Below are 14,176 nucleotides of genomic sequence, written 5' to 3' on the forward strand. Positions count from 1 at the left end.
TACTGTTGATCGGGTGGGCATTCCGGTCGAGATCGTCGCGCTCGTGGTCTCGCGGGTGCATGCGTTCGAGGGGCGGCCGCAGGGCGGTCCGCAGCCGGATCCCGAGTCGGTGGGCCGGTCCGAGGTCGAGGTGCGTGCGGGGCTCGGCATTGTGGGGGACCGGTACTTCGGCCAAAAGGTGCACCGGAACGCGGCGGTCACCTTTGTGGACGCGGCGTCGCTGGACGAGCTGGCCCGCGCGCTCGATCTCGCGACACCACCGGACCCGCACCTCATGCGTCGCAACATTGTCTTGCGCGGATTCCCGATCGACACCCTGGCCTCGCACCCTGGCAGTCCGGGTCGTCGATTCAGCGTCGATTCCGGGTCCGGCGCGGTGGAGTTCCAGGCCTATCGGCCGGCCAATCCGTGCGCGTGGATGGACGTCGTACTGGCGCCTGGCGCCATGAAAGCTCTCCGGGGGCACGGCGGCGTCAGGACAACCCCGCTGAGCGACGGCACTCTCCGTCTCGGGTCTGCCACGCTCACGCTGCTGGACTGAACTTTCGGGCGGTTTTCGGTGGGGTCGCTTACCGTCGGAGGGTGAGGCTGGCGGTAGGGCTGGTTCTGGTAGTGGGGCTGGTTGGGTGCAGTGATGTGGCGCCCACCGCCGACTCGTCGCCCACGCCCACGCGATCCCCTGCGCGGACCTCCGCGCCGCCGCCCACCACCGCGCCCAGCAGGCCCGCCGAGACGCCGACACGGAAGCCGACGCCCAAACCCACGGTGTCCGGGCCGGTGAGTATGACGATTCCGGCGATCGGAGTGCGTGGGTTGCGGGTGGTGGCGTACGTCGGAACGGCGGACGATCGGGCCGGGACGCGGATCCAGGACCGGGGTGTCGCGGCGAGTCCACGCGGCCCGGCGGGTGGAGTGGGACCGGGACAGATCGGGAACTTCATCATCACCGGGCATCGGACCAGCCACGGGCGACCGTTGGGGCAGGTGCCGGAGCTGGTGAACGGGGACCACATTCTGATCACCATGGGCGGGACCGTGTACGACTACAGGGTGGACCGGACGATGACGATCTCGTTCCGGAAGCCGGCCGAGAAGGCGCAGCAGAACGCCGCCGTACCGGGACGCCCGGGCGTGACGCCGACGCAGGCGATGATCACGATCTCCACCTGCGCCACCCCGGAGGACCACGCCGCCGGCAACTTCTGGTCCGACGAACTCGGCAACCCCGAGCACCGGATCAACAAGATCGGCACCCTGGTCGCCACCCGCCAGGCGTGATCAACCGACCGGCTGCAGGTCCTGGATCAGCTGCGGCCGAACTTCCACCACTTCGGCTTGTTCATCTTGATCTCGTCGGCGGTCATCGGCGGCGGGACCGGCGGCCGGGACTCCTCGGTGAGGAAGTTGCCCGACTCGGTGTCGTACGGCGTGACGCCGAGGCGGCGGCTGATCTCCATCACGAGCGGGATCGAGCGCGGGCCGTCGTTCAGGTAGAACGTGATGTCGCGGACCTCGACACCCTTGCCGATCGTCATCTCGACGTCGTATTCCGGACTTCGCAGCGCCAGCCAGGACGGCTTGCTCGCGTCCACGTCCGGGACGACCTCGCGGACGGTCGCGACCACCTCCGTCGCCGTACCGACCGACGGCGGCTCGTACCCGTCCGGGATGTCGTCGAGGCGGCGCACGCCTCCTGGCCCTCGCATCGCGTACACAGCCCAGCTCATGCCCCCAGCATCCCTCACCACGGGCGCTCGGGCGACCCGCGGTCTCAGATCTTGCGGGCGGCCAGCATCGCGAAGGTCAGGTACTCGCCCTGGTCGGCCTCGAGCATGTCGAGCGAGCCGTCGCGCTCACCTCGGTGTTCCGAGACCGCGTGGGCCCAGGCGACCCAGTCGTCCCAGCCGGACTCCTGCAGCCGTGCGGCGGTGACCTCGACGAGCCCGGTGATCTCCCACTGGAACCGCCACCAGTCCGCGGTGTGCCAGGCGAGAGCCTCCCCGCCGACGACCTTCTTGATGTGGTCGGGGATGAAGCCGAGGTCGCGGATCTCCGCGCGCAGCGCGGGGGTGGCGACGCCGAGCTGGCCTCCCGGCTTGAGGAAGCTGGTGAGATAGGCAAGGTAGGTGTCCGCGGTGCCGAAGTACTCGTACGCGTCGACGCACACGATCGCGTCGAAGAACTCCCGCGCGAACGGCAGGGTGTGCGCCTCGGCCTTCACGGTCACCACCCCGTCGACGCCTTGCGACGCGATGTTCGCGGCCGCGTCGGTCGGGTCGATCCACAGGTCCGCGGCCCACACCTGGACGCCGTACTCCTTCGCCAGGAACACCGAAGTCGTGCCCTTCCCGGACCCGAGGTCCAGCACCCGCATCCCCGGCCGCAGGTCGAGATCCCGCGCGAGATCCTCCAGCAACCACAACGGATGCGGCCCCATGTCCCCACCCAGCACCCACTCGGCGTCGTACCTGTTCGACCGCGGATACCCATCCCTGCGCAGTTCCACCATCCCCCCACCCAAACAACCCCACCCCCGCACCGCAAACAGGTTTTCGCATCGTTCGCCTGGGTGCACATCGACAGGACGTATATGCCCGCTGCCCGCCGATCCCCGCCTGAGCCCACCGCGTCTCGGACTCGGACGCCGGACACCTCCTGTCGAACTGCACCAATCAGACTTCGGCGCGATGGGCGGTCGACCGGGAATCTGTCCCACGACGCCAGAGCCTCCTCCGGCCCCAATCTCCCCACCTTCAAGAGTCGCAGCGCGTCAGAAGACGGAATATCCGCCATCGATTAACAGGACGCTGCCGGTCATGAAGGAGGATGCGGGGCTGGCGAGGTAGACGACGGACGGAGCCATCTCCTCGGGGGTGGCGTAGCGCTGGAGCGGGGCGTCGAGGATCCAGTTCTGGCGGAACTCGGGCTGGTCGACGGGGGACATGTCGGTCTTCACATAGCCGGGGGCGAGCGCGTTGACGCGGATGCCATGCGTTGCCCACTCGGCGGCCAGGCTGCGCGTCAGGTGGTGTACGGCGGCCTTCGACGCGTTGTACGACGCCTGCCACTGCGGGCGGTTCACGATCCCGGCGGACATGCTGCCGACGTTGACGATCACGCCGCCGCCGGCCTCGATCATGCCGGGGGCGACCGCCGTACTGCAGTTCCACAGCGCGGTCAGGTTGAGGTCGATGACCTGCTGCCACTCCTCCGGCGGGATGTCGAGGGCCGGGCGGTGGATCGCGATCCCGGCGTTGTTGACCAGGATGTCGATCCCGCCGAGCTCCGCCGTCACGTCGGCGACCAGGCGCCGTACGTCGTCCGGAGCGGTGATGTCGGCCTGGATGGCCAGACCGCGCCGGCCGCGGGCCTCGATCTCGCCGGCGACCGCGGTGTTCCGCTCGGCGTCCCGGGCGACGATCGCGACGTCGGCGCCGGCCTCGGCCAAGGCGAGCGCGAAGGCCCGCCCGAGACCGCGGTTCCCGCCGGTGATCAAGGCCCGCTTGCCCGTGAGGGCAAAGGTGTCCAGGACGTTCATGCGCTGCTCCTCTGTCGATGGTTACCCGGAGTAAGTTTCCCGGCAGGACCGGGTCGCGAAACGGTGTCAAAAGCTGCAAGCCGGTTCCCGCAATGTTCGTCCAGCGCTTACTATCGCTCGTCGGTCTGGGACAGGGGGTGTCCCGGCCGTTTCTGACGAGTGGGTGGGACCGGCGGAGTCCGGTACTGGGGAGAAGCGGGGAAGCATGGCGGACAAGCCGGCGCCTAAGCCTGGCCATTTTCTGCCCGGCGGCGAGGGACACAACACCCCGGCCGACGGGGAACCGCAGCGTGGTTCCACCCCGCTGGCCGCGCCGACGCCGCGGCTGAGCGGCGACGCTTCGGACGCGGCGCCGGTTCTGCGCGGGTCACGGATCGAGTCGAAGCGTACGACCCTGACCGGCAGCCGGCTCGGCCCACCGCCGCCCGACGACCCGGCGGCCGCGGCGTACCAGGCGGTCTTCCACCCCGAGCCGATCCCGTTCGTCCCGAAGAAGCGATCCAAAATCATGGTCGCGGCCATCGTGGTCGTCGCCCTCCTGATCACAGGTGGCGGTATCGCGCTCGCCACGAAGCTGCTCTCGTCGTACGACGACCTGGTCGCCAACCCGATGGGCACGCCGTCGGTCCGGCCGAGCGACGGCGCGGCCGTGCCGGCCGGCAAGCCGAAGCCGGATGCCGAGGTGGTCAGGCAGAACCCGTTCTACACGGCCGGAAAGCTGCCGGCGGTGAAGTGCCAGGAGCCGGCGTACCGGCCGACCTCGAAGGAGAACGTCTACTCCTACTACCAGGCCCTGATCGCGTGCATGGACAAGGCGTGGAAGCCGATCGTCACCAAGGCCGGGTTCGAGTTCCGGTCGCCGCGGCTGATCGTCTTCGACGAGGGCGACGAGACGGCGTGCGGCTTCCAGAAGGACGTCTCGTCGTACTGCCAGGACGACCAGGGCGGCAGCGTGACGATGCCGTGGCAGGACCTGATGGACGAGTACCCGAAGAACAAGGCGTTGGCCCGGGTCCAGATAGCCGAGTCGATGGGCTTCGTGTACGGCGCTCACGTGCAGAACCTGGTCGGCATCTTCGAAGCGTCCGGCAACCTGCGCGACACCGCGGCGAACAAGGCCGGCCAGCTGGAACAGGACCGGCGGGCGGCGCTGCAGGCGAGCTGTTTCTCGGCGGTCTTCTTCGGCGCGGCCAAGGCCAGCTTCCCGCTGCGCGGCGAGCTGCTGCGGCAGTGGACCCTGCTGATCCAGCACGGCGGTGACGAGCACGCCGAGGACAAGGTCCGGAACCACGGCTCCGGCAAGAGCCTGGCGCTCTGGATGAACCAGGGGTTCGCGACCACCAACCCGGGCACCTGCAACACTTTCGTGGCATCATCCGCGAAGGTCAGTTGACGGTGCGGACGAACGAGGGGGGACGAGCGATGCCTGAGGAGCACCCTGACGGTGCCGGCGCGCCCGAGCCGGGGCACTTCATGCCCGGCGGCGCCGGTGACGTCCTGCCCGACGGCAGCCGCGCGGGCGTGCGTCCCCTCACTCTGAGCCGCCAGCTGCCGGGCAGCCTCGGCAAGGCTCGCGAACTCCACGGCACCGTCAGCCCGGCTGCGCGCCGGAAGGCACAGCCGCTCCCGACGGATCCCGACGCGGCCGGCGACTACGGCGCACCTCCGCCGGCGCCGCTTGCCGGCGCTCCGCTCACCCCGCTGACCGGCACCCGTCGCCCCGGCGGATCACGTCCGGTCGGCTGGCACTCACCAGCGTCCCGTTCCGGCGCGCAGTTCTCCGCCGACGCGCCGCTGGTCAAACCCCCGCGGCACTACTCCAAGGCGATCATCGTCACCCTCTCCGTCCTCGTCGTCATCATGCTCACGGGCGCGACGATCGGCGGCTTCAAACTCATCGACTCCTACGACAACCCGGTCGCCAACCCCTTGGCCCGCCCTTCGGTCAAGAACACCGAGCCGCCGCTCCCGGTCCCGCCGGACCCCACCGTCACCGTCACCGCCCCGGTCGTCCCGGACCTCGTCCGCCTCCAGAAGAACGAGATCTACAAGGCCGGCAAGGTCGCCTCGGTCGCCTGCAAAGAGCCGGCGATCAAGCCGAACTCCCAATCCGCGATCCTCAAGTACTACAGAGCCGTGCTTCCGTGCCTGAACAGGGCGTGGGAGCCGCTGATCAAGAAGGCCGGCTACGAGTTCGAGGCCCCGGGTCTCGTCCTGCAGAGCAAGCAAGGACAGACGCCCTGCGAGAAAGACATCGGCGCCATGTTCTACTGCGACTCTGGTGTCGCGATCAGCATCAACTGGCAGCTCGACCTGGAGAACTACCAGGAGGATCCACTCGCAACCCGGGTGTGGATGTTGGAGTCGATCGCGTCGATGTACGGCCACCACGTCCAGAACATGACGCAGATGCTGACGGCGGACCTCTCCAGGCAGGGCTGGGCGAAGACGGAGAGCGAGAAGTTGGAGTGGGGCCGCCGTCGTCAGCTGCAGGCAAGCTGCTTGGGGGCCGCCTTCCTCGGCGCCAACAAGAAGTCGCTCGGTCTGACCGGTGCCAAGCTCGACTCCTGGGAAGACCAGGTGAAGCAGATTGGTCAGGACCCGAAGGAAGCCCGCACGCACGGATCGCCCAAGAACAACTGGTTCTGGGCCGGACCGGCGTTCAAGTCGGCGGATCCTGCGTCCTGCAACACGTTCACGGCTCCCGCTGGCAAGGTGAGCTAGTGCGTGGGGTGGTGAGGACCGTCGGGCTGGCGGTTCTCGTCGTGGTGGTGGCTGTGGTCGCTGGAACCGCTACTCGATCGACGATGACGACCGTCGCGGCCCCGGCGACGGCAGCCACCGCGACCGCGCCACCAGCTGCCGGCGCATCGCCTCAGCTGACGCCGCCGGTGGCGCAGAACACGACACCGTCGAGCAGGCTCTCGATCGACATCAGGTCGATGACCCTCAAGAACAAGCTCTACGCTGCGGGCAAGGTTCCGGCGGTGTCCTGCAAGGTGCCCGGGTCGGCGCCGAGGTCGAAGACCGCGCTTCTGGCGTATGCCCGCGTCATGGTCGACTGCATGTACCGTGCCTGGGCACCGGTCGTCGCCCGCGCGGACGTCTACTTCGATCGCCCGGTCGTCGTCGCGTACAAGGTCGGGGCGAAGTCGGCGAGTGCGGCCTGCGACGACGGTCCGACAGACACCGATGCGTACTACCAGCCGTCTGCGCGGACGATCTGCTTCGAGTGGGGCGAGTTCGTCAGCTCCGGCGACACAGCCTGGGACCTGGTGGACTTCCAGACGATGCTGGCGCACGAGTTCGGTCATCATCTGCAGGCGTCCGTCGGGATCCTCACGACGTACTGGACAGGCCATGCGCAAGCGTCCAAGGCGGTTCGGCTCGAGGACGAGCGCAGGCTGGAACTGCAGGCGAGTTGCTTCGGCGCGGCCTTCCTCGGCGCGAACCGAAAGCCTTTCCGCCTGACCGGCTGGCGGTTGGGGATGTGGGAGGACCAGGTCACTCACACCGGCGACGAGTACGCCCCCGACAACGTCCGCGACCACGGCTCCCGCAAGAACCACGGCTACTGGAGCCTGCGCGCATTCGACTCCGCGAACCCCTCCTCCTGCAACACCTTCGTCGCACCCGCGAAGCGAGTCAGCTGAATGCACCTGAGGGTGCCGTGGGCGAAGATCAAGTGAGCTTGAGTTTGAAGCCTTCGTGGGTGTTGAGGAAGCCGAGGCGGTCGTAGAAGCGGTGGGCCGCGGTTCGGGACTTGTCGGAGGTCAGTTGGACCAGGGTGCAGCCTCGGGTGCGGGATTCTTCGATGGCCCACTGGATGAGCGTCGTACCGAGACCGGAGCCGCGGGCGGGGGCGGCGACGCGGACGGCTTCGATCAGGCCGCGGGAGGAACCGCGGCGGGACAGGCCGGGGATGATCGTGAGCTGCAGCGTGCCGACCAGCTCGTCATTGCGTTCAGCAACCATCAGCAGCTGGTTCGGGTCGGTGTCGATGCGCTCGAACGCGTCCAGGTACGGCGTCAGGTCGTCGACCGACTCGCGGGTCGCACCGAGCTGGTCGTCGGCGATCATCGCGACGATCCCGGCAACGTCGGCGCTGGTGGCACGGCGGATCACCACATCATTCATACCGCCAGCATCTCAAAGCGCTGAATCGGTTCAGCAGCCGGGGTAACGACCGTAGTACCGAAACGGTGCTTGCCTTATGCAAAGACCTTTCGCTGTCACACGCCGATGTCATCTGTTTGCCCTACGCAACGAAGGGTACGAGTGATACTGGACACCACTGCATCCGCCCGTGCCGGGGTCGTGTGCGGTGTGCGCGGCAGCGGATGCGGGCCAGTTCCGGAAAGGTTGGTCCGATGTCCGCGTTAGCGATCGACTTCACGCAGCCGTTCGAAGATGCCTTCAGCAAACTTCTCTCGTTCGTCCCGAACCTGCTCGGCGGTCTCGTCATCCTGGTGATCGGCTATGTCGTCGCCAAGGTGCTCGGGAAGCTCGTCGGCAAGCTGCTCGGGCGGGTCGGGTTCGACCAGTGGATGGAGCGGGCCGGTGTGTCCGGTGTGCTGCAGCGGTCCGGCACGGGGCTGACCGCTTCGGCGATGCTGGGCAAGGTCGTGTTCTGGTTCGTGTTCCTGATCAGCTTCACGATGTTCGCCTCCGCGCTCGGCGTACCGGAGATCTCGAGCTTCATGAGCGACATGCTCGGCTACATCCCGCGGATCTTCGCCGCGATCGTGATCATCTGCCTGGCGGCGCTGTTCGCGAATTTCCTGGCCGCGATCATCCGGGGTGCCACCGGCAACGAGATGCTCGCCAAGGTGGGCAAGTACGCGATCCTCGTGTACGCCGCGTTCGCCGCGCTGACCCAGCTCGGGATCGCGGTCCAGCTGACCGGCAACACGCTGCTGATCGTGCTCGCGGGCGCGGCGCTCGCCCTCGGCCTCGCTTTCGGCCTCGGGGGTCGCGAGATGGCCGGCCGCGCGCTCAGCAACCTGTTCGACCGAGACATGATCAAGAAGCCGGCGACCGGTTCGAACGGTACGACGGCCTACCCGGCTGACGGCGGTTACGAGCCCCAGCCCGGCTACCAACCCCAGCCCGGCTACCAACCCCAGGCCGGCTATCAACCCCAGGCCGGCTATCAACCCCAGGCTGGCTACGAGGGTCAGTCTGGTTATGAGGGTCAGGGCGGGTACGAGGGTCAGCCCGGCTACCAAGGCCAGCCGGGTGAACAGCACCCAGCCACCCACGGGGCCCCGCAGAACCGCGGCTGGTCCAACGGCTCCACCCCATCCAACGGCAACTGGCAAGGCGGCGGCCAACCCTGATCAACACCCGCGTGCCCCCGCGCTCCGCGCGGAGGCACGCGGGGTGTGTGGTTTAGATGGTGGTGGGGAAGCGGCCGCCTAGGAGGCGGGTGGCGTGTTCGGCGGATTCGACCAGGAGGTCGAGCCAGTCGAGGCAGCGGTCCAGGGGCATGCGGATGGTGGGGCCGCTGATGGTGAGGCAGCCGGCGAGTTCGCCGTTCGCCTTGAAGACGGGGGTGGACAGGCCGGAGGCGCCTTGTTCGCGCTCGCCGATGGTGATCGCGTAGCCGTCGGCGCGGGTCTGCTTGATCACGGCGGCGAGTTCGTCCGCGCTGGTGATCGTGCTGTCGGTGATCGACCCGAGCGGTTGCGCCAGCACCGACTTCGCCAGTTCGTCGTCCCAGGCCAGCAGGACACGGCTGGCCGACCCCGCGTGCAGCGGCATGATCTTGCCGACGTGCATCTCCCGGCGCAGCGCATGGTTGGTCTCGGCCAGCGCCACGCAGACCCGGTGCCCCTGCTCGGCCCGGAAGAACGCGGCCGTCTCGCCGGTGGCGTCGCGCAGTTGCCGGAGCAGCGGCACGATCAGGTCCAGTACGTCGACCCCCTTCACCGCCGGCGCCGCCCAGTACGCCATCTTCACGCCGACCCGCAGCTGATCGCCCTGCCGGTCGAGGAACCCGAGCGCGACCATGTTGGTGACGAGCCGCTGCACGGTGGAGGTCGGGAACCCGGTGGCGTCGCGGATCTCGCTGAGGGTCAACGACGGCCGGTCGAGCGAGAACGCATCGAGGATCTCGCCGATCTTGCCCAGCACCAGAAGGGGCTGACCGTTCCCACCCACCGGATCCGCAGTCGCCATGGAGTCAGGGTATGCGACCGGTTGTCGCACCGATCTGTCGCCGATCATCCCTCGATACCTCGCTCAGTACTCCGGATCACGACGCCCAGGGAAAGGACGTCGTACTGGCCTGTGCGCCCTGGCCCGCGCGGGAACGGTTCGGCTCGCCGAGCTCGGCCAGCAGCCCGCCCGCCAGCCGCACCAGCTCGCCGAACTTCGCGGGGGTCAGCCAGTCCGGCCGGAGCGCGAACACCAGGTCCTCGGTCGCCGTGTTCCCCGCCGCGCCGGGCGCGAACGGGCAGCCACCCAGCCCCCCGAGCGATCCGTCCACGACGGTCGCGCCGGCATCGATCGCGGCCAGGCTGTTCGCCACGCCGAGTCCCCAGGTGTCGTGGCCGTGGTACACGATCGGCCGGTCGTCGACGGCGGCCGTCCGGCCGACGAGGTGGTGGACCTGTTCCGGGATCGCCTGGCCGAGCGTGTCGCAGAGTACGACGTCGCTGGTCCCGTCGGTGCGCGGATCGAGGACGATGTCCAGCACCCGGCCGGGCGGGACCTCACCCTCGAACGGGCAGGTGAAGGCGGTCGCGATACACAGCTGGACCTCGCCCGACACATCCGCCGCCAGCTCCAGCGCCTCTGGCAATGCAGCCAGGCTGTCCTCGGTCGAGCGGCCGAGGTTCGCTTGGTTGTGCTTGTCCGACGCCGACAGGCAGTACTGGAAGTTCCGCGCGCCGGCCTCGGCCGCCCTCGCCACGTGGCGCGGCGTCGCGACCCAGATCCAGCACTTCTCCAGCTCCGCCGGCGTCAACTCGCGAATCACGTCGAGCGTTCCGTCCATCGCCGGCACCAGGTCCGGCCGTGCCATCGAGCCGATCTCGAGGGCCGGAACCCCCAACGCCAGCAGGGATCTGACGATCTCGACCTTCCGGGCCACGGACAACGGCTTGCCGGTGAGTTGCAGGCCGTCCCGCAGCGTCACATCGCGCAGTACGACGCTCACGACGCCTCCTCGAGGTCCTGCATCCCGCGCCGGATCTCTGCCGCGGTCAGGCCGAGCAGCCCGCTGAGCACCTGTTCGGTGTGCTCGCCCAGGTCGGGCCCGAGGCTGCGGATCGGCAGCGATTGCTTGCCGATCACCGGGACCACACCCGGGAACCCGACATCCTTCAGTACCTCTGCGCCGTTGGAGACGTCGAAGCGCTGGATCATCGCCCGAGCGGCGTACTGCTCGTCCTGGCTGATCTCCCGCGCGGTGTAGATCGGTCCGCACGGGACCCCGGCCTGCTCGAGCTCCTCGATCGCGGTCGACGCCGACCGTCCGGCCGTCCACGCACCGATGGCCTCGTCCAACTCGTCCCGTCGCGCCCATCGCCCTGCGTTCGACCGCAGGTCGGGGTCGTTGGCGAGATCGGCACGACCGATCAGTCCCATCAACCGCTGGAAGATCCGGTCGCCGTTGCCGGCCACGATGATGCTGTCGCCGTCCTGACACAGGTATGCGTTCGACGGTGCGATGCCTTCCATCCGGCCGCCGATCCGCTCCCGCAGTACGTCGTACGCCTCGTAGTCGGGGATCAGCGACTCCATCATCGACAGCATCGACTCGTTCAGCGCCACGTCGATCACCCGCTCGGTCAGCGGCGCCGGCGGCAGTCCCGCCGTACGCCGGACGTCGCGCTGGAAGAGCGCCATCACCGAGCCGAAGCCGGCGTACAGGCCGGCGATCGAGTCGCCGATGGAGATGCCGACCCGGGCCGGCGGCCGGTCCGGGTGACCGACCAGCTCGCGGAAGCCGCCGTGCGCCTCGGCGACCGCCGCGAAGCCCGGCCGGTCCGACATCGGCCCGGTCTGCCCGAAGGCGGAGATCCGGGTCAGCACCAGCTCGGGGTTCGCCGCGCTCAGTACCTCGGGGCCAAGGCCCCAGGCCTCGAGCGTGCCCGGCCGGAAGTTCTCCAGTACGACGTCGCAGTGCCGGACCAGATCGAGCACCGTCCGGCGGCCGAACTCGCTGCGCAGGTCCAGCTCGATCGACTGCTTGTTGCGGTTGATCGTGCGGAAGAGCAGCGACGTGGTCCCGGCGTACAACCGCCAGTTGCGCAGTTCGTCACCGGTGCCGGGCCGTTCGACCTTGATCACCTCGGCGCCGAAGTCCGCCAGCAGGCGTCCGGCCGTCGGGGCGGCGATGTAGTTGCCCAGCTCCAGGACCCGGACTCCGGCCAGTGGCGCCGGCGACTCGCTCGTGGTCATAGCAGTGCTTCTCCAAGGGTTGGTGGGTCAGAACAGCAGGCTGATCGGCATCAGCAGGAGGATGGCGACCACCGAGGCGACCGACACCCCGATCGTGCAGCTCTTCAACGTGCCGCGGGTGGTCTGGCCCATCAGTGCCTGCAGCAGCCAGAAGGTGTTGCTGGTGACATGCACCGCGAACAGCGAGCCTGCGCCGGCGGCCAGTGCGATCAGCACCGGGTCGAGGCCGAGCGCCGGGGCGATCGGCGCCAGGATGCCGGCCGCGGTGATCGCGGAGATGGTGACCGAGCCGACCGCGACGTGCAGCGCGGCGGCCATCACCCAGACCACCAGGAGCGGGGCGACGGTGTTCGCACTGAAGTAGCCGCGCAGGATGTCGCCGAGGCCGCCGGCCGCGACCACCGCCGCGAGCGAACCGCCGACCGCGGTCAGGATCAGGATCTGGCCGCTCTCCTTGAACCCGCGGGCGATCGCCTTCTCGACCCGCGGCTGTCCCATCGCGTACCGGCCGATCAGGCAGGTGCCGACCAGGCCGACCAGCAACGCGACGACCGGGTCCGAGATCAGTGCGACGACCTTGTTCTCCCAGTCGGCGGCCTCGGCGATCGCGCCGAAGCCGGTCAGCACCAAGGCCGACAGGAGCGGGACGAACAGCACGAACAGCGGCGGCTGGCCGGTCTCGTCCACGTCGGCGACATCACCAGTGCCACCCGCCGAGCCGGTACGTCGTACGTCCGTCGAACCGCTGCCCCCGCCGACGGTGACGGTCTCCTTCACGTCCTCCTCGATCGCGACGGCCTCGCCCGCGACGGCCTGCTGCTCGTCCACGGCCTCGTTCCAGAAGCCGCGGCGGAAGAGGAACGTCATGATCGTGATCGCGATCAGCACGGTCGGGATGATCAGGACCAGACCCCAGAGCAGCATCTTCCCGAGCGGGACGTGCAGCAGGGCGGACAGCGCCAGCGCGCCGACGCCGGGGACCATCAAGACGATGCCGCACTCCAGGCCGATCGCCAGCGCGGTCGCCATCCGGGCGTTGCCCAGCGGGCCGATCCGCTTCGCCGCGGAGCGGGCCAGCGGAGCCGAGATCACCAGCAGAACGTCGAGGTAGATCGACTGCAGCAGCGTCGCGATGGTGAGCGCCATCGAGTACGGCAGCCGTTTCGGGCCGAACAGTTGGAGCAGGTGCTTGACCAGACGCTCGATCGCGCCGAGCTCCTGCAGGATCGAGCCCATCAGAACACCGAAGGCGATGAGCAGGCCGACCTCGGCCATGATGTCGCCGAAGCCCTTGGTGATGGTCTCGACCGACTTGTCCAGCCCGAGCTTGCTGACCAGGCCGAGATAGAGCGACCCGACCACCAGCGAGATCACCGGGTTGACCCGGAACCGGACGATGAGGACCACGATGGCGAGGATCGCCACCGCGGTGTTGATCAGTACTCCGACGTCAGAAGTCATGGGGGCAGAAGTCCTTCGAACGGGGGATCGCGGGGACAGTGCGGACATCTTCTGGCTCACAATGTGAACATAGACCCACGAAGTAGGCAAGAGGTTGAACCTGGCACGTTCCCGGAATCTCCGTACAACGACAACGGCGGCCGCTCCCAGAGGGTGCGGCCGCCGTGGCGACGGGTGATCAAGGTCTCAAGTTGTAGCTACTGCTCCGAGTACTCAGTCGGTCGCGGCGTCGGGGCCCGCGCGGCGGACGTCCTCGACCTTGGTCATGGCGTCGCGCAGGTCGGCGAGCCAGGATTCGCTGTGCTGGGCGACGAGTTTGACGCACCAGCCGAGGGCGTCGCTGCGGGAGCGGGCCACGCCGGCGTCGACGAGAGTGTCGAGGACCTGGCGCTCGGGCTGGCGGAGCCGGGTCATCACCGGCGCGGACAGGGACGTGAACACCGTCCGGGTCTCGCCGCACCGCACACCCCAGGCGACCTTGCGGCGGGTCGCGTGCTCCAGTTCGCGGGCGATCTCGATCCGGCGCTCCCGGGTGTCCTCCCGGTACTGCTTGATCCGGCCCTCTTCGGCGGCCGACCGCTCGGCCGCGCTCACGTCGTCACTCTGCTCGGGCGCCGCGATCCGCCCGACGATCAGGATCTCGTCCCGGTCGATGCTCAGTTCCGGCTCACCCTCGAACCACTCGGCCGGCAGCCGTCCGGTCAGCCAGCCTCTCACCCGTTCACTCTCTGTCTGTGTACTCATGTAATCATGATTACACCTCAATCA

General features: G+C 68.5%; 15 protein-coding genes. 6 read left to right on the forward strand and 9 right to left on the reverse strand.

Annotated elements, in window-relative coordinates; translation table 11 throughout:
• The first annotated feature begins 13 nt into the window (after nt 1-13).
• Both AB0I34_RS37445 and AB0I34_RS37450 read left to right on the forward strand, forming a co-directional pair.
• Complete coding sequence (locus AB0I34_RS37445; RefSeq protein ID WP_360454992.1) at nt 14-541, forward strand: MOSC domain-containing protein; 528 nt, start codon at nt 14-16, stop codon at nt 539-541.
• A gap of 242 nt (nt 542-783) precedes the next feature.
• Nucleotides 784-1,278: a class E sortase gene (locus AB0I34_RS37450; protein WP_360455095.1), complete on the forward strand. Its 495-nt coding sequence runs from the start codon at nt 784-786 to the stop codon at nt 1,276-1,278.
• 26 nt (nt 1,279-1,304) lie between these two features.
• Here AB0I34_RS37450 and AB0I34_RS37455 read toward each other — a convergent pair whose 3' ends face one another.
• From AB0I34_RS37455 to AB0I34_RS37465, 3 genes are all read right to left on the reverse strand, one after another.
• Complete coding sequence (locus AB0I34_RS37455) at nt 1,305-1,727, reverse strand: hypothetical protein (protein ID WP_360454995.1); 423 nt, start codon at nt 1,725-1,727, stop codon at nt 1,305-1,307.
• A gap of 44 nt (nt 1,728-1,771) precedes the next feature.
• Nucleotides 1,772-2,509 (reverse strand): methyltransferase domain-containing protein, encoded by a 738-nt coding sequence (locus AB0I34_RS37460; protein ID WP_360454998.1) that lies wholly within the window; start codon nt 2,507-2,509, stop codon nt 1,772-1,774.
• A 261-nt stretch (nt 2,510-2,770) separates the two neighbouring features.
• Entirely contained in the window at nt 2,771-3,538 is a 768-nt protein-coding gene (locus AB0I34_RS37465) for a glucose 1-dehydrogenase (protein WP_360455001.1), read from the reverse strand.
• 205 nt (nt 3,539-3,743) lie between these two features.
• Here AB0I34_RS37465 and AB0I34_RS37470 point away from each other — a divergent pair, with 205 nt between their 5' ends.
• From AB0I34_RS37470 to AB0I34_RS37480, 3 genes are all read left to right on the forward strand, one after another.
• Nucleotides 3,744-4,931: a neutral zinc metallopeptidase gene (locus tag AB0I34_RS37470; RefSeq protein ID WP_360455004.1), complete on the forward strand. Its 1,188-nt coding sequence runs from the start codon at nt 3,744-3,746 to the stop codon at nt 4,929-4,931.
• A 29-nt stretch (nt 4,932-4,960) separates the two neighbouring features.
• Nucleotides 4,961-6,262: a neutral zinc metallopeptidase gene (locus AB0I34_RS37475; protein WP_360455007.1), complete on the forward strand. Its 1,302-nt coding sequence runs from the start codon at nt 4,961-4,963 to the stop codon at nt 6,260-6,262.
• A gap of 83 nt (nt 6,263-6,345) precedes the next feature.
• A complete protein-coding gene (locus tag AB0I34_RS37480; protein ID WP_360455010.1) occupies nt 6,346-7,191 on the forward strand; it encodes a neutral zinc metallopeptidase in 846 nt (281 codons plus the stop codon).
• A 28-nt stretch (nt 7,192-7,219) separates the two neighbouring features.
• On the opposite strand, the gene AB0I34_RS37485 is transcribed toward AB0I34_RS37480, so the two are convergent.
• On the reverse strand, nt 7,220-7,675 hold the full coding sequence (locus AB0I34_RS37485) for a GNAT family N-acetyltransferase (protein WP_360455013.1): 456 nt from the start codon (nt 7,673-7,675) through the stop codon (nt 7,220-7,222).
• A gap of 233 nt (nt 7,676-7,908) precedes the next feature.
• Between AB0I34_RS37485 and AB0I34_RS37490 the strand changes: the two genes are divergently transcribed.
• On the forward strand, nt 7,909-8,877 hold the full coding sequence (locus AB0I34_RS37490) for a hypothetical protein (RefSeq protein ID WP_360455016.1): 969 nt from the start codon (nt 7,909-7,911) through the stop codon (nt 8,875-8,877).
• Between the two features lie 52 nt (nt 8,878-8,929).
• On the opposite strand, the gene AB0I34_RS37495 is transcribed toward AB0I34_RS37490, so the two are convergent.
• The 5 genes from AB0I34_RS37495 to AB0I34_RS37515 all read right to left on the reverse strand — a co-directional run bounded on the left by AB0I34_RS37495 (nt 8,930) and on the right by AB0I34_RS37515 (nt 14,152).
• Nucleotides 8,930-9,718, reverse strand: coding sequence for an IclR family transcriptional regulator (locus tag AB0I34_RS37495; protein ID WP_360455019.1), 789 nt, complete (start codon nt 9,716-9,718; stop codon nt 8,930-8,932).
• Between the two features lie 76 nt (nt 9,719-9,794).
• Nucleotides 9,795-10,700 (reverse strand): hypothetical protein, encoded by a 906-nt coding sequence (locus AB0I34_RS37500; protein ID WP_360455021.1) that lies wholly within the window; start codon nt 10,698-10,700, stop codon nt 9,795-9,797.
• Nucleotides 10,697-11,947, reverse strand: coding sequence for a CoA transferase (locus AB0I34_RS37505; RefSeq protein ID WP_360455024.1), 1,251 nt, complete (start codon nt 11,945-11,947; stop codon nt 10,697-10,699). The genes AB0I34_RS37500 and AB0I34_RS37505 overlap by 4 nt, the downstream gene beginning before the upstream one ends.
• 27 nt (nt 11,948-11,974) lie before the next feature.
• Complete coding sequence (locus AB0I34_RS37510; RefSeq protein ID WP_360455027.1) at nt 11,975-13,408, reverse strand: SLC13 family permease; 1,434 nt, start codon at nt 13,406-13,408, stop codon at nt 11,975-11,977.
• 213 nt (nt 13,409-13,621) lie between these two features.
• Entirely contained in the window at nt 13,622-14,152 is a 531-nt protein-coding gene (locus AB0I34_RS37515; protein ID WP_360455030.1) for a hypothetical protein, read from the reverse strand.
• Nucleotides 14,153-14,176: the final 24 nt, after the last annotated feature.

The sequence above is a fragment of the Kribbella sp. NPDC050281 genome (genome assembly GCF_040655855.1).
Lineage (GTDB): Bacteria > Actinomycetota > Actinomycetes > Propionibacteriales > Kribbellaceae > Kribbella.